Here is an 18,010-nt window from a genome sequence, read left to right as displayed (position 1 = left end):
TGCCGCCGGTGTCGTCCCGCCGGCCCCATTGCTCGCTTCTATTCCCGCCAATCGCCCGGAGATTTGAATGCACGAAATTCTGCAACCCGATGGATGGGCCAAGCCCGTCGGCTACGCAAATGGAGTTGCCGCGCGCGGAAGGCTGGTCTTCGTCGGTGGCCAGATCGGATGGAACAGCCACTCCGAATTTGAAAGCGACGATCTGGTGGGGCAGGTGCGCCAGACGCTTGCGAATGTCGTCGCGATACTCGGCGAGGCCGGCGCCCGGCCCGAGCACATCACTTCGATGACCTGGTATTATACCGATAAGCAGGAATATCTGTCGAACCTGAAGGAAATCGGACGCGCCTATCGCGACGTAATCGGCCGGCATTTCCCGGCAATGGCCGCGGTGCAGGTCGCTGCACTCATGGAAGACCGTGCCAAGGTCGAGATACAGGCCATGGCAGTGGTTCCGGACTGAGCGACGGTACAGATGTGTGCACCGAATACGTCCCATAGCACCAAACTGATTGAGTTTTTTTCGCAGCCCGCGCCTGCGGTGGCGAAGGACCTTGTAGGGGCGCAGCTCTCTTTGGGTTCTGCGGGCGGCCTTATTGTAGAAACGGAGGCTTACGATCACGAGGACCCGGCCTCGCACAGCTACCGAGGGCCGACGCCCCGGAACAGGGCTATGTTCGGGGCGCCCGCGCATGCGTATGTCTATCGATCCTACGGGATTCATTGGTGTCTGAACTTTGTCTGCCTTCCAGGAAGTGCGGTGCTGATCCGTGCGCTACAGCCGACGGCGGGTATAGAACGGATGCAGGAGCGGCGGCGAATGACCTCTCCCTTGCAGCTCTGCTCGGGTCCGGGCCGCCTCTGTCAGGCGCTCGGTGTGGACGGGACGCTGGACGGAGCACCCCTTTATGCGGCACCTTTTGCGCTAAGGCTTGCAACGGAGAATGTTCCTGTCGCTGTCGGGACGCGTATTGGCATCACTCGCGCGGCTGAAACGCCGTGGCGCTTCGGACTGAAGGATTCACCCTATGTCAGCCGCCGATTCTGAGCGTCCGGTCCAACCCCTCGGCTGCCTTGGAGGATATCAGTATGACTGGAACGCCGGACTCAGCCGCTATTGAAGCGATGGATGCTGCCGACCCGTTACGCTCCATGCGTAAACGCTTTACTCTCCCCGAAGGCGTTATTTATCTCGACGGCAATTCCCTGGGGCCGGCATCGCAGGAAGTATTAGGCGAGCTTGAAAGAGCCACGCGGGAGGAATGGGCTGAAGGGCTTATCCGCAGTTGGAACGATGCAGGATGGTTCGACCTGCCACTGGAACTCGGCGATAGGATCGGCCGCCTTGTCGGTGCCGCCGCCGGGCAGGTGGTCGTCAGCGACACAACGTCGATCAACATCTACAAAGCACTGCACGCGGCCATGGGCTTGCGGCCGGATCGCACCGTCATTGTCGCGGAAGGCGACAGCTTTCCCACTGACATTTACATGGCAGCGGGAGCGGCAGCATCCCGGCCGCAGACGCAGGTTCGGCTCGCAGGCGTGGATGCGCCCGTCATTGAGGATCTGCTCGACGAGCGGGTCGCCGCCGTCCTCATCAATCACGTCAATTACAAGACAGGCGAGCTGCAGGATATGGCGGCGCTGACACGCAAGATCCATGACGCCGGCGCGCTGGCGATCTGGGACCTCTGCCACTCGGCCGGCGCCTTGCCGGTCGAGCTTGACGCTGCAGGCGCGGACTTCGCCGTCGGCTGTACATACAAATATCTGAATGGCGGCCCCGGAAGCCCGGCCTTCATCTACGCGGCCAAACGGCATCAGGCCGAGGCACGCCAGCCATTGAGCGGCTGGTGGGGCCATGCGCGCCCCTTTGCATTCGAACAGAGTTTCGATGCGGACCCCGGCATCCGCAAGTTCCAGTGCGGCACGCAGGCGGTTTTATCACTGCGGGTGCTCAAGGGTGCCCTCGACATCTGGCAGGATGTCGATATGGCCGTCGTGCGCGAAAAGAGCATTGCTCTCACCGATCTTTTCATCGATCTGGTGGAGGTCAGGTGCGGCTCCTTCGGCCTGTCGCTCGAGAGCCCCCGTGAAGGAGCCCGGCGCGGAAGCCAGGTCTCCTTCGCCCATGAGCACGCTTACGAGATCATGCAGGCGTTGATCGCTCGCGGGGTGATTGGTGACTTCCGCGCGCCGTCCACCATCCGCTTCGGCTTTGCTCCGCTCTACATCGGATATGAAGATGTTTGGCGCGCTGTCGATATTCTGGACGAGGTTCTGCGCACCGCCGCGTGGAAAGACGAACGCTATGCCGTCAGGGCACCGGTGACTTAGAACACGAAAATTCGGGGATCATGCCAGCGAACCTGGTCTGAACTCGTCAGCTTTCAAACCCCCAGATAGCGGTCCTGAAGCTCCGGTGTGAGCGCCTGGGGCGAGCCTTCGAAGACGGTTACGCCCTTTTCCAGAACAAAGCAGCGGTCGGCCAGGGCCAAAAGCTCCAAGAGCGTCTTGTCGACTATGAGAATGGACTGGCCTTCCGCCTTGAGCCTGGCGATCGCACGCCAGATATCATGGCGGATGACGGGTGCCAGCCCCTCGGTCGCCTCGTCGAGGACGAGGAGTCTCGGATTGGTCATCAGGGCTCGGCCTATCGCCAGCATCTGCTGCTCGCCTCCGGAAAGGGAGTCGGCGTACTGGTCACGCCGTTCGCCCAGCCGGGGAAAGAGCTCGACGACCTTCTCAAATGTCCAGTCCTCTCCGCGCGCCGCCGCCATGAGATTTTCCGACACTGTGAGGTTGGGAAAGCAGCGGCGGCCTTCGGGCACAAGACCGAGGCCCAGCCGTGCGATACGGTGGGGCAGCATACCGGCAATCTCCCGGTCCGCGAAACGGATCGATCCCGAACGCGGACGGGTGAGGCCAAAGATGGAGCTGATCGTCGTCGTCTTGCCCATACCGTTGCGGCCCATGAGCGCAACGACTTCTCCCTCCTTCACATCAAGACTCACGCCGAAGAGCGCCTGTGACGCGCCATAGAAGGTTTCCACGTTCCTGACGTCCAGCAGGCTCATGCGGCGTCTCCAAGATAGGCCCGGCGGACCTCCGGATCGTTGCGGATTTCCTCGACCGTTCCCGATGCGATAATCCGTCCGTAGACCAGAACGGAAATGCGATCGGCCAGCGCAAAGACGGCATCCATATCGTGCTCGACCAGGAGAATCGGCGCTTCATGCCGCAGATCGTCGAGAAACCCGGTCAGCACCTTGGAGCCTTCCGGCCCCATGCCGGCCATCGGCTCGTCCAGGAGAAACGCCTTCGGCTCCAGCGCCAGCGCGATGGCAATCTCGAGTTGCCGGCGCTCGCCGTGCGACAGCTCCGCCGCGGGGACATGCGCGCGCCCGGCCAGTCCGACGCGCTCGAGTATCGCCAGCGCAGGCTCGATCAGGCTGCGGTCGCGCATCACCGGGCGGAAAACGCGCAAACTGGAGCCCTGCTTGGCCTGAACCGCCAGCATGACATTGCGCAAGGCCGAGAATTCCTGTGCGAGTGACGACGTCTGGAAACTGCGTGCCAGTCCAAACCGGGCCCGTGCTGCCACATCCAGCCCGGCCATGTCCTGGCCGAGAAAATGGATCGTGCCGCGGTCAGGCTTGATGGAGCCGGAAACCTGATGGATCAGTGTACTCTTGCCGGCGCCATTGGGGCCGATGAGCGCATGGATCTCGCCCGGCATCAGATCGATGCTCACCCCGTCGGTAGCCTTCAGCGCACCAAAGCTCTTTTCGAGCTCCCGGATTGTCAGGACCGGCTCAGCCATGGCGCGCTTTCCCCGCGATCATGCCCAGAAGGCCGCCACGCGCAAACAGGACGACGCCGAGCAGAATGAGCCCCAAGAAGAGCTGCCAGCGCTCGGTAACCCCACCGAGGAAATGCTCGAGCAGGACGAAAAGCATCGCTCCGGCGACCGGACCGAAGAGGCGGCCGATGCCGCCCAGGACGATAAGAACGATCAGCTCGCCGGACATGTGCCACGACAGCATTGAGGGGCTGACGAACCTGTTCAGATCGGCAAATAACGCGCCGGCCAGCCCCGTGACCATCGCCGAGATGACGAACGCAACCAGCCGCACATTGAAAGGGGCGATGCCGACGGCGGAAACCCGCACGGAATTCTGCCTCGCGGCCTGCAGTGCGGCGCCGAAACGTGAATTGCGCAACGACCAGAACATGAGAAGCGCCAGAAGAAGCGCAGCGTAGCACAACAGGAAGAATGGCAGGGGCTGCGCGGTGTTCACTCCGGGAAAGGTGTTGCGAATGAAGATCGGAAGGCCGTCCTGGCCGCCATAAGCCGGCCAGGAGTTCGCGAAATAGTAGATCATCTGCGCGAACGCGAGCGTGATCATGATGAAATAGACGCCCGAGGTGCGCAGGCTGATGGCCCCGATGGGTAGCGCCACGAGCCCACACGTCACGATCGCGACCAGCCAGATCACCGGCATGGAGGTCGTGGAGTCGAGGCCGAGGAAGAACGGTTCCGCATTGAACGCATGCGCCGCCATGATTCCGGCCGCGTAACCACCGAGGCCGAAGAAGGCCGCGTGGCCGAAGGATACCAGCCCGCCCAGGCCCAGCGCGATGTTGAGCCCCGCCGCCGCGAGCGCCAGGATGGTGATGCGCGTTGCAAGCGTTACGTAAAACGGCTCGCCCATCGCGGACGCGGCCAGCGGAACGGCCAGAAGCAGCAGCGCGATGGTCGCGTTGGCGATGATTTCACGGGCTCCCGTCGCCTTCATGACTGCGCCCCGAAAAGTCCGCTGGGCCTGAACGCGAGGATCAGCGCCATCACGATGTAAATGAGCATCGAGGCCAAGGCCCCGCCCACCAGCCCGGCCTGGGATGGCGGGAGCATAAGGGAGAGCGCCTGGGGCAGGAGAACCCGTCCCATGGTATCGACCACGCCGACGAGGATCGCACCGAAGAGCGCGCCCTTGATCGAGCCGATGCCGCCGATCACGATGACCACGAATGCAAGAATGAGCACCGGCTCGCCCATCCCCACCTGCACCGACTGCAATGCACCCACAAGCGCCCCGGCAAGGCCTGCCAAGGCAGCCCCCAGCGCGAACACAACCGTATAAAGCGTTTTGATATCGACGCCGAGCGCGGCGATCATCTCACGGTCGGATTCGCCGGCGCGGATGCGCATGCCGAGCCTCGTGCGCGAAATCAGGAGATAAAGGCCGATGGCGACGGCGATGCCGACGCCGATGATGGCCAGCCGGTAGAGCTGATACTGGCCTCCTCCCGGCAGTGGAACGGCGCCCTGAAGCAGCGGGGGAATGTCGAGATAGAGAGGGAAGGAGCCGAACACCCAGCGCGTCCCCTCGGAAAATACGAGAATAAGCGCGAAAGTGGCGAGCACCTGGTCGAGGTGGTCTCGGTCATAGAGGCGGCGGATGACCGTGACCTCCACAATAGCGCCCGCAGCAGCCGCCGCGACGAGACTGGCGGCCAGCCCGATCCAGAACGACCCTGTGGCCGCCGCGACGATCGCGCAGGCAAAGGCGCCCACCATGTAGAGGGAGCCGTGCGCAAGATTAATCAGCCCCATGACTCCGAAAATGAGCGTAAGGCCCGCCGCCATGAGGAACAGCATGACGCCGAGCTGAAGCCCGTTGAGGAGTTGTTCGATCAGGAGCGCGAGGGACAAGGGTGATCCGGAAGGCGTTCGGGAAGGCTCAAAAAGCCCGCGCCGGCTGCCGCTCAGGGCCACCGGCGCGGGATGAATCAGCTTACATGCTGCAGTCTTGTGCGAACGCATCCTCGTGATCTTCGAACGCGGTGGCGACCACCTTGTTGGTCAACTCGCCGTCTTCCTCCACGACCTCGCGGATATACACGTTCTGGATCGGGTGATTGTTGGTGTTGAAGGCGAACTCGCCACGCACCGAGTCGAAATCGGCTTCCTTGAGCGCCGCGCGGAAGGCTTCCTTATCGTCGGGGCTTGCCTTCTCGAGCGCCGAGAGGATCAGGTTCGCGGTGTCCCAGCTCTGCGCGGCGTAGACCGAGGGCAGGCGGCCATACTCTTCCGTGAAGGCTTCTACGAAGGCTTTGTTGGCCTCGTTGTCGAGATCCTTCGACCAGGTCGCCGAGTTCTTCACGCCGAGAGCGGCTTCACCAACGGCTGGCAGGACATCCTGGCTGAAGGAGAAGGCAGGGCCCATGACCGGAATGTCGAGCCCGGACTGGGCATACTGCTTCATGAAGGAAATCCCCATGCCGCCGGGCAGGAAGAAAAAGACCGAGTCCGCCCCTGACGAGCGGATCTGCGCGATCTCCGCCGCATAATCGGTCTGACCCACCTGGGTGTAGATTTCGCCGGCCAGTTCGCCCTCATAGAAGCGCTTGAAACCAGTGAGCGAATCCTTCCCGGCCGGGTAGTTGGGCGCGAGGATGAATGTGTTCTTGTAATCCTCGTTGGCGTACTGCCCCATCGCCTCGTGGAAATTGTCGTTCTGATAGGCGACGTTGAAATAGTTGGGGTGGCAGCGCTCACCGGCAAGGGCCGAAGGGCCGGCGTTGGGTGAGAGATAGATAACGTCCTGCGCCGTTACGCTGGGCACGACCGCCATAGCGAGATTCGACCAGATGATGCCGGTCATAAGGTCGACATTGTCGCTTTGAATCATCTTGTTGGCGATCTGCACCGCCATCTCGGGCTTCTGTGCATCGTCTTCTATGACAAGCTCGACATCCTCATTGCCGGACCGATCGATAGCCAGTGTGAAAGCGTCGCGCATATCGATACCAAGGCCCGAGCCACCGCCCGAGAGCGTGGTGATCACGCCGATCTTGACCGGTTCGGCATTGGCAAGACCTGAGACCGAGAGCGACAAGCCGAGCAGGCCCGTGGCCAGAATACTTCTCATTTTCATTTCCTCCCACTAAAGATCGTTTGTTACAGTTGTGTACGTACTTTCCAGAGTTCCGGAAAGAGTTCAACCTCCAGCATCTTTCTCAGATAGGTGACGCCGGACGTGCCGCCGGTTCCCCGCTTCATGCCAATGATGCGTTCGACGGTCGTTACGTGATTAAAGCGCCAGCGCCTGAAATAGTCTTCAAAGTCGACCAGTTTTTCCGCCAGTTCGTAGAACATCCAATGTCGCTGCGGCTCCCGATAGACCGCTCGCCAAGCCGCAAGCACCGCCTCGTTTTCCTTCCGCGTCTCGCGCCAATCCGTGCGCTTTGCATCCGCACCGATATCGAAGCCATTGCGCTCAAGCAGAAGAATGGCCTCGTCATAGAGAGAAGGCTTGATGAGGATTGCCTCAAGCTTTTCCAGGAGGTCTGGCTGGTGCTCATGCGGCCGGAGCAAAGCAGGATTCCGGTTACCAGCCATGAATTCGATGGCCCGGTATTGCCATGACTGAAAGCCCGAGGACTGGCCGAGCGCATCACGAAAGCTTGTATATTCGCTGGGCGTCATCGTGCGCAGCACGTCCCAGGCGCTGTTCAACTGCTCGAAGATCCGGGCGACCCGGGTCAGCATCTTGAAGGACGGCTCCAACTGATCGGTGCGGATAGCGCGCATGGCCGATCCGATTTCATGGATAGCAAGCTTCATCCACAATTCGGAAGTCTGATGCTGAATGATGAACAGCATTTCGTCATGCGCGGACGAAAGCGGCGCCTGCGCGTTCAAAACCTGCTCAAGATGCAGATAGTCGCTATAGGACATGCGGTCCTCGAACGAGATCTGCGCACCTTCCTTTGCCGGATCGTAGGGCTTGCTCAAGCCGTCTCCTTTGTCCTCAACCGAAAGCGCTGGATCTTGCCGGTCTGGGTTTTGGGCAGACAGTCCAGGAATTTCACCGATCGCGGATACTTGTAGGGCGCTATCGTGGCCTTGACGTGGTCCTGCAGTCGCTTGATGCACATCTCGTCCGGTGTCACGCCGTTGGCGAGGACGACATGCGCCTCAACGATCTGCCCCCGGTCGAGATCGGGCGCGCCGACAACAGCGCATTCGGCGACATCCGAATGCGAAAGCAGGGCCGCTTCGACCTCCGGTCCGGCGATATTGTATCCTGCGCTCAGGATGATGTCGTCAGAGCGGGAGACGAAATGGAACGCGCCTTCCTCGTCCTGCAAAAATGAGTCCCCGGTAAGGTTCCAGCCATCCCGCACATACTCCCGCTGGCGATCATCCGCCATGTAGCGGCAACCGGTCGGCCCACGAACAGCCAGGCGCCCCACCGTACCGCGCGGTACTCCCTGCATTTCCTCATCGACAATCCGCGCCTCATAGCCACGCACCGGTCGGCCGGTGCATCCCGGCCGCATGTCGTTGAAGCGGTTGGAAATGAATATGTGCAGCATCTCGGTCGCGCCGATTCCGTCCAGGATCGGAGTACCTGTCTTCCGGACCCATTCCTCGAACACCGGGCCCGGCAGGGTCTCGCCCGCAGAGACGGCAACGCGTAGGGAGGAGAGATCCGCGCCTTCATCCAACGCCTGGAGCATTGCACGATAAGCCGTCGGCGCGGTGAATGTGATCGTTGCCCGGTAGGTCTCGATAAGTTCGATCATATTGGCGGGCGTTGCCTGTTCCAAAAGGGCGGCTGCGGCACCGAAACGCAACGGGAAAACGGCCAGCCCGCCGAGGCCGAAAGTGAAGGCGAGGGGCGGCGAACCGACGAAGATATCGTCCGGTGTTACGCCAAGCACATCCTTGGCGTAGCCATCGGCGATGATGAGAAGATCGCGGTGAAAGTGCATCGTGGCCTTCGGCACTCCGGTCGTACCGGAAGTGAACCCAAGCAGCGCGACATCGTCGCGCCCGGTCTTCACGGCATCAAAAGTGACCGGTTTGTCCAACGCTACACGGTCAAGCTCGGCATCGTGGTTGGCCGTACCGTCGAAGCCGACCACTTTCTCGAGGAAGCGGCTGCCCTTTGCGCACGCCACCATCTCGTCCATCAGCCTTGTGTCGCACAGGGCCAGTGAAATCTCCGCCTTGTCGACGATCTTGGCGAGCTCGCCGGCGCGCAGCATGGGTATTGTGTTGACCACGACCGCTCCGGCCTTGGTCGCGGCCAACCAGCACGCAACCATGGCGGGATTGTTGGCCGAACGGATCAGGACCCGATTGCCCGGCTTGACGCCATAGTTTTCGATCAGCGCATGGGCCAGCCGGTTGGTCCAGTCGGAAAGCTCTTTGTAGGTGCGCCGCCGGCCGTTGCCGATCAGGGCGACGTGGTCGCCAAAACCGCGCTCCACCTGGCGATCGGTCAGTTCCACCGCTGCATTGAGAAACTCAGGGTAGTCGAAGCCATCGAGCAGGAAATCGGGCCATTCTTCCTGCGGCGGGAGATTGTCCCGCGTAAACGTATCGACATGAACTGTAGGTCCCAGCATGTCCGCGCTCCCTATCTATGGCCGGTCCAGGGACAGATTTTGGGAGCGGGGTACGCTGACCGAGCGTCGCGCCAGCAGGGGCGCTGTGTTTCGCATAGCATGGTGGGGCCTCCCGATCTTCCTCCATCGGGCGCAGCATCGCACCCAATAGAAAATACTTCAAGCATAAAGCTTTCAAAAGTCGCAGGTTGACTCTCCGGTGATGCGTCCGCTCCTATGCAACTTGAAACGGGACGAAACGGGGGGAGGACTCGCGTGTTGGAGCGCTCGATCAAGGATTGGGATGACGCATATGCAAACGGGCCGCATATTCCCGGCGGGGACCGTTGGCCGGCATTGTGGGCGGAGAAGGCGCAGGCGTTTCGCGAAGAGTTAGCCGCCACGGGCCGCGCGAAACTGGACGTTCCGTATGGCGACGCGCCTCGCCAGCAAATGGACTTGTTCCAGCCGGCGGAATTATCCAGGGGGTTGGTTGTCTTCGTTCACGGAGGGTATTGGCAGAAGTTCGACAAGAACCACTGGTCTCAATTCGCGGCCGGTTCACTCGCCCGTGGTTACGTTGTCGCTTTACCCTCCTATACGCTTTGTCCAGGCATTCGAATCGGCGGCATCGTTCGCGAGATCGCAACGGCGATCGAAAAGGCGGCGGAGATGGTCGAAGGACCGATCATGCTTGCCGGCCATTCCGCGGGAGGGCATCTCGTCAGCCGCGTGGTTTCTGAGCCGACACCGCTTTCAACCGCGGTACGCGGGCGCATCCGCCGCGTCATCTCGATTTCCGGCGTGCATGATCTGCGCCCGCTGATGCGCACGGCAATGAACGAGAACCTGGGGCTCGATGAGGCCGAGGCGCTGGCCGAAAGCCCCGCGCTGCTGTGCCCCGTGGAGGGCGCCCGCATCACGTGTTGGGTGGGCGGTGGCGAGCGCGCGGAGTTCCTGCGCCAGAATGCGCTGCTCGCTAATATCTGGACCGGATTGGGCGCGACAACCTCCACTGTGGTCGAGCCGGATAGACACCACTTCAACGTTATTGACGGGCTGATCGATCCGCATCACGCGCTAACGCGGACGCTGCTTTCAGAATAAACCAGGAGATTTTAACGTGAACGATCTGCGCCCTTCAAGCGAAGCAGTTTACGCTCTGGTCTTGATAGAGCCGCCGCCGTTCACACTAGGGCCTTCCTCACCGGCGTATATCGTATAGCCGTTTCGCCCTGCGCTTTTGGTCCAGTAGAGTGCCGCATCGGCATCAATGAGAGCGTCGCTGATCTCGTCATCTGTATCGGGCCGCCATTCACTCAGACCCACGCTGATCGACAATGAGATGAGATGACCCCTCCATTCAAGGGGCGAGGAAGCGACGGCCCTTGTCAGCCTCTCCGCCATCGCCGCCGCTTGCTGAACATTGGTATCAGGCAACAGCAGGCAAAATTCGTCGCCGCTTAAACGGGCCAGAAAGTCGCTTCTGCGTCGCATGCTGTCAGCGATCGACACCATATGCACCAGACATGCATCCCCGGCGGCGTGTCCATACTGATCATTGATCGTCTTGAAGTTATCGAGATCGATCATCATGACGGCGGCTCCCGTCCTCCTTTGCCGGCCCGTTCTCTCGTATAAACGTGCCCTTTCGCGGAATCCGCGCCGGTTCGGCAGTCTCGTGAGATCGTCCTTGCTTGCAAGAGTAGCGAGATCCGCCCGCAGATGATCGATCGCCATGAGCAGAAACCCGAGATTCCAAATGCTGCCTCCGATGATGGCCGCAACCAGGAACCAGGCCGCGAAATCATAGTATCTTTCAGTACTCATGTACCCCGCCAGCCGTGCGAGATTTGTTCCGATCTCGCCGGCGTGACCAGCAAAAGCAATGAAGATGGCGCCGGCAGCCACCAGCGCGCCCAACTGTCGAGGGCGAGCAAAAAAGAGGGTCAACATTGCCAGCGCAATGGGAACGATCTGAATGCTCGCATAAACCACGTTCTGCGCGCGACGGTCCTCGAACATTGCTACGCAGATCGCGCTTATCGCAACGATAAAAGCGAGGACATTCCAAAGCGGCTGCTTGCCGTAAAATACCCTTACGCCCTGCCACACAAAACAAAAGCCGGTTCCAATGAGCCACATGCCGACAAAGGTGGAGGCAGCCGGAGGACCTGAACTGTCAATCGCCAGCAAGACGCCGCCGGTGCCGCTCATCAGCATGGAGGCGAGCCAGTATCGCGCCGCGATAAAGGATTTATAGACCACGACTATGGCCGCCCAGACCACGATAAGGCTGAGCGAATTTAGAAAAATGATGACGTAGAGGGTGGGAAAATCGAGTTGCATTGTCCCGGCGCGGCCCGTCCCTATTTGTCCCGATCGTGGCGCGGTTATGTCTCAATCATGGCGTGTTGGGCTGATACGGTATACAATGTGAACGGAACCTGAATGCCGGCTAACTTATGATGCCTTACACCGATAATGCTCAATGGCACGGGCGAGGTAAGGCCTATCGAGAATGTCCCCGTGCACAGCAGACCCAGCGAATCGTAGCCCGTGGGGCTCAAAGCCCCTTTAGGCCAGGAGCTTCGCCGTAGACTGCCGATGTACCTGACGTCAAAAGAATGCGCTCTGCGAAAATCGGGCAACCTCGACGAACTCCAAAACCTCGCCTGCCAACGGGCGGGTCGAAACGTGGATGGTCTTCTTCAGCGCCTCGGTCAGCGGGGTGCGAACATGCCCCGAGGGGCAACTTCTCATTTCAGATCCTGGCGGCCTATTCTCTTCGGGTGAGAAGCTGCTCGCTGCCAATTATGCGGATCCGAGACGCCGAGCAGCCGCGTCTGGCATGTCGGACAGAGCTCATAGTCCGCACAAAGCAGGGGAGGGCCGTTCGCAGGTGCGATCGAAAGTTGAACGATGCGCCATTCATCGATCTTGCGGAGGGGGCGTTCGTCCCCGCAGCCATCGCAACGCCATATCCGTCGTGCCCCCATCACATGCCCATCTCGCCAAGTGCCGGGAATGTTTATCACTCAACGTAAAGGTTGAAATCAAGAAAAATACAATCATAACGAGTATGCTATGGCGAGATCCATCGCTCGGTGGCTGCTCCCCTTTGGTTGGTCGGATTAATGGGGAATTTTATTCGTCGCGCTACGTGTCGTCCGGTTCTCCGGCTTCTGGAGACGTCGGCGAGTCGTTTGGCGCGGCGCCCTCGGATCCGGCATCGGATTCCCCGTCGGACTCCGAGATATCTTCCAGAAACGCGACCACTGCCGTGCGCTCGTCTTCGTCGGGCATTCCAGTGAAGGGCATCCGGTTGCCCGGGATAAACGCCTGCGGATCGGCGATGAACTGGTCGATGTTGTCGGGTGTCCAGGTGATATCCGATTCTTCCATCGCCTCCGAGTAGTCGAAATCGTCCACCGCCGCCGCTTCGCGGCCGACTATGTTGTTCAGATGCGGTCCCAAACCGTTCTGGCCTTCTTCAAGGCTGTGGCATTGCTGGCATAGCTGCTGGAACAGTGTCTCACCTTCCGAAACCTGGTCGCCATCTTGCGCAAAGGCGGTAGCCCCAAGCGCGAGAGTTGCCGGCAATCCTGCTGTGATCAGCAATATGCGTTTCATAATTTCCTCCAACTGCACGGTCGCGTCCGCCGCGTCCGTTCTTCGGCGGCCAAACCTGCGCTTTTGCCGAATTGTTCCGGTTGGAGGGCTAAACTTTCCCGAACACCCCTCGATCTTGAGAGGCCGCACCGAATGCGGGAACGGACTGCCCCGATCGGCGTTTAGAAAGTGTAAACCTTCAGTGTGGAGGAAAGCCATGCGTGCGATGAATCTGATAACGTTGGTGCTGGTTATCATCGGTGGGATTAACTGGGGCTTGGTCGGCGCATTTCAATTTGATCTTGTGGCGGCCATCTTTGGCGGGCAGGAGTCCGTAATCTCGCGGTTGATCTACATCCTTGTCGGCCTTTCGGCGCTCTGGCAGCTCATGCCGCTGGTTCGGAGCTTTTCCGAAGGCGAAGTAGCCGCCGAGCGCCATACGCACTAACTCTGATCGCCCGGCTGGCAGACAGCGGGTGATGGTGCGATTTTTGTCAGTCGGGCGTATTCAGCGCGTGCTTATTCGAGCGGCGAGACACGTGATGTAGTGTCCCGCCGCTAGCCTTATTGCGGAAATCTGGCCGACATTACACGGAACAATCCCCTATTTCGGTCTGTTCAACGCTCTCACGCAACCGAAAAGGCGCGGAATGACAGGATCGGGCAGTAGTATTACGCCCAAAAGGCGGGTTGTGTTCACTCACGGCTGTATGCAGAACGGTCACGAAACGGCCGCCCACCAGGTCCTGGCGCGGCGATTGGCCATCTGCTAGGCTTTGAATACGGTGGAGAGTGCGAGAGCGCCAGACTGGATGAGTCGTGCTATCTGATTCCGAGAGACACTCTCTGCGGAACGGACAGCGTACCACGTTTCCAGATTGCCGGTGAGGGCGATATCCTGGGCGGCTGGGTGCCGGAGGCCTATATGGCCACCAAGGCGATTTTGCACCCGCTTGTTTCTCCGGAAGCGTCGGCGCCCCCTGGATGGCCTCAGAAGCTGGCTGCAATGGCGGAAGAATACGTGCTTCCCGGAGCATCAGCCTTTTCAGCGGCTGATACCGTCGCCGGAGGCCAGGATCTTCTCTTGGAAGGACCGGTCCGGCTGAAGCCGGTTTACGGCAAGGGAGGCCATGGACAGATGGTTGTGACGGATATCCAGGCGCTTCCCAACACTGTCTCGCAGCTTTCTGCCGTCAACGCTCCGGAGAACGGGTTCGTAATCGAGGCCAATCTTTCTGATGTGGATACCTATACTGTCGGCCAGTCGCGTTTGCCGAGGTGCACGGTCAGTTACTGCGGAACCCAGTTTCTGACCGAGGACAATACGGGCGGTCCGGCCTATGGCGGCTCGGAACTGACTGCGGTGCTGGGCGGGTACGACAACCTGCCTGCCGATATCCTGCCGGAGGAAATGCTTCAGGCAGTCCGCTACGCCGCCGGCTTCGATGACCTCGTGGACGAGTATCTGCCGGGGTTGATCGCCTCGCGCCGCAACTATGACGTTGCCTGCGGCCGGGCGCACGACGGCGCTTTGAGAATGGGAATCATCGACCAGTCCCGGCGCGTCGGGGGTGCAACGGGAGCGGAACTTGTTGCCGCGGAAGTTCTCGTTAAAGATCCTGACGCGAGAGCCGTTCGTGCCCGATCCGCCGAGATATACGGAGACGAGCAGAGCGTGCCCGAGGGTGCCTTGATCTGCTTTCAGGGTGATGACCCGGAGGTCGGTCCCTTGCTCAAATGCGCATTTGTGGAGGAAACTATTGCGCGTTAAGCCATTGGCATTTCCTGTTGGAAAGGACTCGATTTCGGCCCGTCTGGTGGAGCCGCGGACGGGCGTTCCAGGCGTCCTGTTCGTTCACGGCTGGGCCGGCAGCCAGGAGAGGGACACGGCTCGGGCGAGGGCACTTTCGCAGTTCGGCTTTATCAGTCTCACCTTTGATCTTCGCGGGCATGGCGGTTCGTCCAACGATATTCAGGAAATGACCCGGGAAGATCACCTTCACGATGTCTGCGAGGCATACGACACTCTGGCCAAGCAGCCGCAGGTCGATCCTTCGTCCATTGCTGTGGTGGGCAGCAGCTATGGCGGCTACCTCGCCGGCATTGCCTTGGCGCAGCGCCCGGTGCGCTGGTTGGCTTTGCGTGTGCCGGCACTCTACCGCGATGACGATTGGGGTCTGCCAAAGGCGCAACTCGACAAAGAGGATCTCGCCGCCTACAGGCGTTCATTGGTCACGCCCGACAGCAATCTGGCCTTGCGGCACTGCAGCCGGTTTACTGGAGATGTCCTTATCGTTGAATCAGAGTATGACGAGATCGTCCCCCACCCCACGATTGCCAGCTATCTCTCGTCATTTGTCCGGGCGCACTCGGTCACTTACCGGGTTATCTCCGGCGCGGACCATGCACTCTCGAGCGAGGCCAGCCGCAGAGCTTACGATCAGCTGCTTTCCTTCTGGCTCCGCGAAATGATCTTCGGCGCACGGTAATTTGCATCGCTTACCAATGGCAGGTCAGCCGCTCCATACCATGGAAGTAATAGGTGTCGCGGTGGCGCGGCGTTTCTCTTGGGCGATCGTCAATCGATTCCCTAACAGCTTCTCGGTTCTCATTTCGCGGCTATTCGCGTTAACTGAGGCGGCGCCTTGTGAAACCCGGCCTTGCGCAGGCGGGAGTGTGCACCTTATATCGACGGAAAGCGAATCTGCTGCTAGCGAACCTAATCTTTTGGCGCAAGCTTCCGAACTGAAAGGCGTTTCTATGAGCAACCCTGTTGAAACCGCGATGAACCTCGTCCCGATGGTTGTCGAGCAGACAAATCGCGGCGAACGCGCCTATGATATTTTTTCACGCCTCCTCAAAGAACGCATCATCTTTATCACCGGCCCGGTTGAGGACGGCATGGCCTCGCTGGTTTGCGCACAGCTTCTCTATCTGGAAGCGGAAAACCCGAAAAAGGAAATCGCCCTATACATCAACTCGCCGGGCGGCGTGGTAACGAGCGGTATGGCGATTTACGACACGATGCAGTTCGTTCAGCCGCCGGTTTCCACGTTGTGCGTAGGGCAGGCGGCTTCCATGGGGTCGCTGCTTCTGTGCGCTGGTGCCAAAGGCATGCGCTTTACCACGCCGAATTCGCGCATCATGGTGCATCAGCCCTCCGGCGGCTTCCAGGGGCAAGCCTCGGACATTGAGCGTCACGCCCAGGACATCATCAAGCTGAAGCGGCGCTTGAACGAGGTTTATGTCCAACATACAGGTCAGGACTACGATACGATCGAACGAACCCTGGATCGCGATCACTTCATGTCTGCCGATGAGGCCAAGGACTTCGGCCTTGTGGACAATGTCATATCGACGCGCGAAGCGATCGAGAAGCAGACCGGTTTGTAATCAACAAACACTCAATCACGGCAGGGTCGCGCAGATTTGCATCGATTCTGCCACGATTTCCTGTTCCCTAACCGCTGGCAACGGCCTAGGTTAAGCCTATGTTGATTTGGGTGCCTTAGCGTGTACGGGATTGAGTTGTTGCCGGGCTTTCCGATTTATGGTTCGTTCGGAGATGGAAAAACGTGAGGCAACGGTTGGCGAGCGCCGTCGTTTCACTCCCTGCAGCTTCCGCGTAAAGGGGAGCCGGTGGTACTGAAAGGACATGAGAAATGAGCAAGATCGGCAACGGCGGTGGTGACTCCAAGAACACGCTGTACTGCTCGTTCTGTGGCAAGAGCCAGCATGAGGTCCGCAAGCTGATTGCGGGGCCTACCGTGTTCATCTGCGATGAATGCGTTGAGCTGTGTATGGATATCATCCGCGAGGAAAACAGGTCCTCGATGGTGAAATCCCGCGAGGGTGTACCGACTCCGCAGGAGATCCTCGGCATCCTTGATGATTATGTGATCGGCCAGAGGTACGCCAAGCGGGTGTTGTCCGTGGCCGTGCATAACCATTACAAGCGCTTGGCCCATGCGGGTAAAAACCAGGAAGTCGAGTTGGCCAAGTCCAACATCCTGCTGATCGGCCCGACCGGTTGCGGCAAGACGCTGCTGGCCGAGACGCTGGCGCGCATCATTGATGTGCCCTTTACCATGGCCGACGCGACGACGCTGACGGAAGCCGGCTATGTCGGCGAGGATGTGGAAAATATCATTCTGAAGCTTCTGCAGTCGGCCGACTATAACGTCGAGCGTGCTCAGCGGGGCATTGTCTATATCGATGAAATCGACAAGGTATCGCGCAAGTCGGACAATCCCTCGATCACGAGGGACGTGTCGGGCGAGGGCGTACAACAGGCTCTGCTGAAGATCATGGAAGGCACGGTCGCCTCCGTGCCGCCCCAGGGCGGGCGCAAGCATCCGCAGCAGGAATTCCTGCAGGTGGACACGTCCAATATCCTGTTCATCTGCGGTGGCGCATTCGCCGGGCTGGAGAAGATTATCTCCGACCGCGGCCGCAACACCTCCATCGGCTTCAGCGCCGACGTCGCCCGTCCGGAGGACCGGCGCATGGGCGAACTGTTGAGCCAGGTTGAGCCGGAAGACCTTCTGAAGTTCGGTCTCATTCCTGAGTTTGTCGGCCGCCTGCCAGTTCTGGCTACGCTGGAAGATCTCGATGAGGAGGCGCTGATCGAAATCCTGAGTGAGCCGAAGAACGCGCTGGTCAAGCAGTATCAGCGGCTCTTCGAGATGGAGGACGTGGAACTGACCTTCCATGAGAACGCGTTGCGGGCAATCGCTCTGAAGGCCATTGAGCGCAAGACCGGCGCGCGCGGCCTGCGGTCCATCATGGAGGCCATACTGCTGGAGACGATGTTCGAGTTGCCCGCGCTGGAGGGTGTTCAGGAGGTTGTGATCTCCGAGGACGTCGTCGCTGGCAATGCGCGGCCCCTCTACATTTACTCCGAGCGTGAAAGCGAGAAGGACAGCGTCAGCGCGTGATCCGGGTTGCTTTCAACACGCCGGGGCGGTGGCAAAGCAGTTTGTATAGGGGGCCGATT

19 protein-coding genes are annotated in these 18,010 nt (G+C 60.0%); 9 read left to right on the top strand and 10 right to left on the bottom strand.

Annotated elements, in window-relative coordinates; all coding sequences use genetic code 11:
* The first annotated feature begins 67 nt into the window (after window positions 1-67).
* The 3 genes from LY631_RS07965 to kynU are packed head-to-tail and all read left to right on the top strand — an operon-like array spanning window position 68 to window position 2,337.
* A complete protein-coding gene (locus LY631_RS07965) occupies window positions 68-463 on the top strand; it encodes a RidA family protein (protein ID WP_274424683.1) in 396 nt (131 codons plus the stop codon).
* 12 nt (window positions 464-475) lie between these two features.
* Window positions 476-1,048 carry a DNA-3-methyladenine glycosylase gene (locus LY631_RS07960; RefSeq protein WP_274424682.1) on the top strand — a complete coding sequence of 191 codons (573 nt, stop codon included), beginning with the start codon at window positions 476-478 and terminating at the stop codon, window positions 1,046-1,048.
* Window positions 1,049-1,089: 41 nt separating this feature from the next.
* Complete coding sequence (gene kynU / locus LY631_RS07955) at window positions 1,090-2,337, top strand: kynureninase (RefSeq protein WP_274424681.1); 1,248 nt, start codon at window positions 1,090-1,092, stop codon at window positions 2,335-2,337.
* A 53-nt stretch (window positions 2,338-2,390) separates the two neighbouring features.
* Here the strand turns inward: kynU and LY631_RS07950 are convergent, their stop codons facing one another.
* The 7 genes from LY631_RS07950 to LY631_RS07920 form a co-directional block, all read right to left on the bottom strand.
* Complete coding sequence (locus tag LY631_RS07950) at window positions 2,391-3,077, bottom strand: ABC transporter ATP-binding protein (RefSeq protein ID WP_274424680.1); 687 nt, start codon at window positions 3,075-3,077, stop codon at window positions 2,391-2,393.
* Window positions 3,074-3,823 carry an ABC transporter ATP-binding protein gene (locus LY631_RS07945; protein WP_274424679.1) on the bottom strand — a complete coding sequence of 250 codons (750 nt, stop codon included), beginning with the start codon at window positions 3,821-3,823 and terminating at the stop codon, window positions 3,074-3,076. The genes LY631_RS07950 and LY631_RS07945 overlap by 4 nt, the downstream gene beginning before the upstream one ends.
* On the bottom strand, window positions 3,816-4,799 hold the full coding sequence (locus tag LY631_RS07940; protein ID WP_274424677.1) for a branched-chain amino acid ABC transporter permease: 984 nt from the start codon (window positions 4,797-4,799) through the stop codon (window positions 3,816-3,818). The genes LY631_RS07945 and LY631_RS07940 overlap by 8 nt, the downstream gene beginning before the upstream one ends.
* Entirely contained in the window at window positions 4,796-5,716 is a 921-nt protein-coding gene (locus LY631_RS07935; protein WP_274424676.1) for a branched-chain amino acid ABC transporter permease, read from the bottom strand. The genes LY631_RS07940 and LY631_RS07935 overlap by 4 nt, the downstream gene beginning before the upstream one ends.
* 82 nt (window positions 5,717-5,798) lie before the next feature.
* Entirely contained in the window at window positions 5,799-6,935 is a 1,137-nt protein-coding gene (locus LY631_RS07930) for an ABC transporter substrate-binding protein (protein WP_274424675.1), read from the bottom strand.
* Between the two features lie 29 nt (window positions 6,936-6,964).
* Complete coding sequence (kynA, locus tag LY631_RS07925) at window positions 6,965-7,801, bottom strand: tryptophan 2,3-dioxygenase (RefSeq protein ID WP_274424674.1); 837 nt, start codon at window positions 7,799-7,801, stop codon at window positions 6,965-6,967.
* Window positions 7,798-9,423: an AMP-binding protein gene (locus LY631_RS07920; RefSeq protein ID WP_274424673.1), complete on the bottom strand. Its 1,626-nt coding sequence runs from the start codon at window positions 9,421-9,423 to the stop codon at window positions 7,798-7,800. Before LY631_RS07920 ends, kynA begins: the two co-directional genes overlap by 4 nt.
* A gap of 255 nt (window positions 9,424-9,678) precedes the next feature.
* On the opposite strand from LY631_RS07920, the gene LY631_RS07915 reads away from it, so the two are divergent.
* A complete protein-coding gene (locus tag LY631_RS07915) occupies window positions 9,679-10,509 on the top strand; it encodes an alpha/beta hydrolase (protein WP_274424671.1) in 831 nt (276 codons plus the stop codon).
* Window positions 10,510-10,557: 48 nt separating this feature from the next.
* Here LY631_RS07915 and LY631_RS07910 read toward each other — a convergent pair whose 3' ends face one another.
* The 3 genes from LY631_RS07910 to LY631_RS07900 form a co-directional block, all read right to left on the bottom strand.
* Entirely contained in the window at window positions 10,558-11,619 is a 1,062-nt protein-coding gene (locus LY631_RS07910; protein ID WP_274424670.1) for a GGDEF domain-containing protein, read from the bottom strand.
* A 402-nt stretch (window positions 11,620-12,021) separates the two neighbouring features.
* Window positions 12,022-12,165 (bottom strand): hypothetical protein, encoded by a 144-nt coding sequence (locus LY631_RS07905; RefSeq protein ID WP_274424669.1) that lies wholly within the window; start codon window positions 12,163-12,165, stop codon window positions 12,022-12,024.
* A gap of 396 nt (window positions 12,166-12,561) precedes the next feature.
* Window positions 12,562-13,035, bottom strand: coding sequence for a c-type cytochrome (locus LY631_RS07900; protein WP_274424668.1), 474 nt, complete (start codon window positions 13,033-13,035; stop codon window positions 12,562-12,564).
* Between the two features lie 196 nt (window positions 13,036-13,231).
* On the opposite strand from LY631_RS07900, the gene LY631_RS07895 reads away from it, so the two are divergent.
* The 5 genes from LY631_RS07895 to clpX all read left to right on the top strand — a co-directional run bounded on the left by LY631_RS07895 (window position 13,232) and on the right by clpX (window position 17,951).
* Window positions 13,232-13,462, top strand: a complete 231-nt coding sequence (locus LY631_RS07895; RefSeq protein ID WP_274424666.1) for a DUF378 domain-containing protein — start codon at window positions 13,232-13,234, stop codon at window positions 13,460-13,462.
* Between the two features lie 258 nt (window positions 13,463-13,720).
* Entirely contained in the window at window positions 13,721-14,785 is a 1,065-nt protein-coding gene (locus tag LY631_RS07890; protein WP_338000424.1) for a DUF3182 family protein, read from the top strand.
* Window positions 14,775-15,503, top strand: a complete 729-nt coding sequence (locus tag LY631_RS07885; protein WP_274424665.1) for an alpha/beta hydrolase family protein — start codon at window positions 14,775-14,777, stop codon at window positions 15,501-15,503. The genes LY631_RS07890 and LY631_RS07885 overlap by 11 nt, the downstream gene beginning before the upstream one ends.
* 271 nt (window positions 15,504-15,774) lie before the next feature.
* Window positions 15,775-16,407, top strand: a complete 633-nt coding sequence (locus tag LY631_RS07880) for an ATP-dependent Clp protease proteolytic subunit (RefSeq protein WP_274424664.1) — start codon at window positions 15,775-15,777, stop codon at window positions 16,405-16,407.
* Between the two features lie 269 nt (window positions 16,408-16,676).
* Window positions 16,677-17,951 (top strand): ATP-dependent Clp protease ATP-binding subunit ClpX, encoded by a 1,275-nt coding sequence (clpX, locus tag LY631_RS07875; protein WP_274424663.1) that lies wholly within the window; start codon window positions 16,677-16,679, stop codon window positions 17,949-17,951.
* Window positions 17,952-18,010 lie beyond the last annotated feature (59 nt).

The sequence above is a fragment of the Chelativorans sp. YIM 93263 genome, assembly GCF_028767125.1.
Taxonomy (GTDB): domain Bacteria; phylum Pseudomonadota; class Alphaproteobacteria; order Rhizobiales; family Rhizobiaceae; genus Chelativorans.
This window is presented reverse-complemented; position numbering and strand designations above follow the sequence as displayed.

Excerpts from the sequence above, each read along its gene's own strand:
- LY631_RS07965 (WP_274424683.1), top strand. The coding sequence starts at position 68 with ATGCACGAAATTCTGCAACCCGATGGATGGGCCAAGCCCGTCGGCTAC.
- LY631_RS07960 (WP_274424682.1), top strand. The coding sequence starts at position 476 with ATGTGTGCACCGAATACGTCCCATAGCACCAAACTGATTGAGTTTTTT.
- kynU (WP_274424681.1), top strand. The coding sequence starts at position 1,090 with ATGACTGGAACGCCGGACTCAGCCGCTATTGAAGCGATGGATGCTGCC.
- LY631_RS07950 (WP_274424680.1), bottom strand. The coding sequence starts at position 3,077 with ATGAGCCTGCTGGACGTCAGGAACGTGGAAACCTTCTATGGCGCGTCA.
- LY631_RS07945 (WP_274424679.1), bottom strand. The coding sequence starts at position 3,823 with ATGGCTGAGCCGGTCCTGACAATCCGGGAGCTCGAAAAGAGCTTTGGT.
- LY631_RS07940 (WP_274424677.1), bottom strand. The coding sequence starts at position 4,799 with ATGAAGGCGACGGGAGCCCGTGAAATCATCGCCAACGCGACCATCGCG.
- LY631_RS07930 (WP_274424675.1), bottom strand. The coding sequence starts at position 6,935 with ATGAGAAGTATTCTGGCCACGGGCCTGCTCGGCTTGTCGCTCTCGGTC.
- LY631_RS07920 (WP_274424673.1), bottom strand. The coding sequence starts at position 9,423 with ATGCTGGGACCTACAGTTCATGTCGATACGTTTACGCGGGACAATCTC.
- LY631_RS07910 (WP_274424670.1), bottom strand. The coding sequence starts at position 11,619 with ATGAGCGGCACCGGCGGCGTCTTGCTGGCGATTGACAGTTCAGGTCCT.
- LY631_RS07905 (WP_274424669.1), bottom strand. The coding sequence starts at position 12,165 with ATGAGAAGTTGCCCCTCGGGGCATGTTCGCACCCCGCTGACCGAGGCG.
- LY631_RS07900 (WP_274424668.1), bottom strand. The coding sequence starts at position 13,035 with ATGAAACGCATATTGCTGATCACAGCAGGATTGCCGGCAACTCTCGCG.
- LY631_RS07895 (WP_274424666.1), top strand. The coding sequence starts at position 13,232 with ATGCGTGCGATGAATCTGATAACGTTGGTGCTGGTTATCATCGGTGGG.
- LY631_RS07880 (WP_274424664.1), top strand. The coding sequence starts at position 15,775 with ATGAGCAACCCTGTTGAAACCGCGATGAACCTCGTCCCGATGGTTGTC.
- clpX (WP_274424663.1), top strand. The coding sequence starts at position 16,677 with ATGAGCAAGATCGGCAACGGCGGTGGTGACTCCAAGAACACGCTGTAC.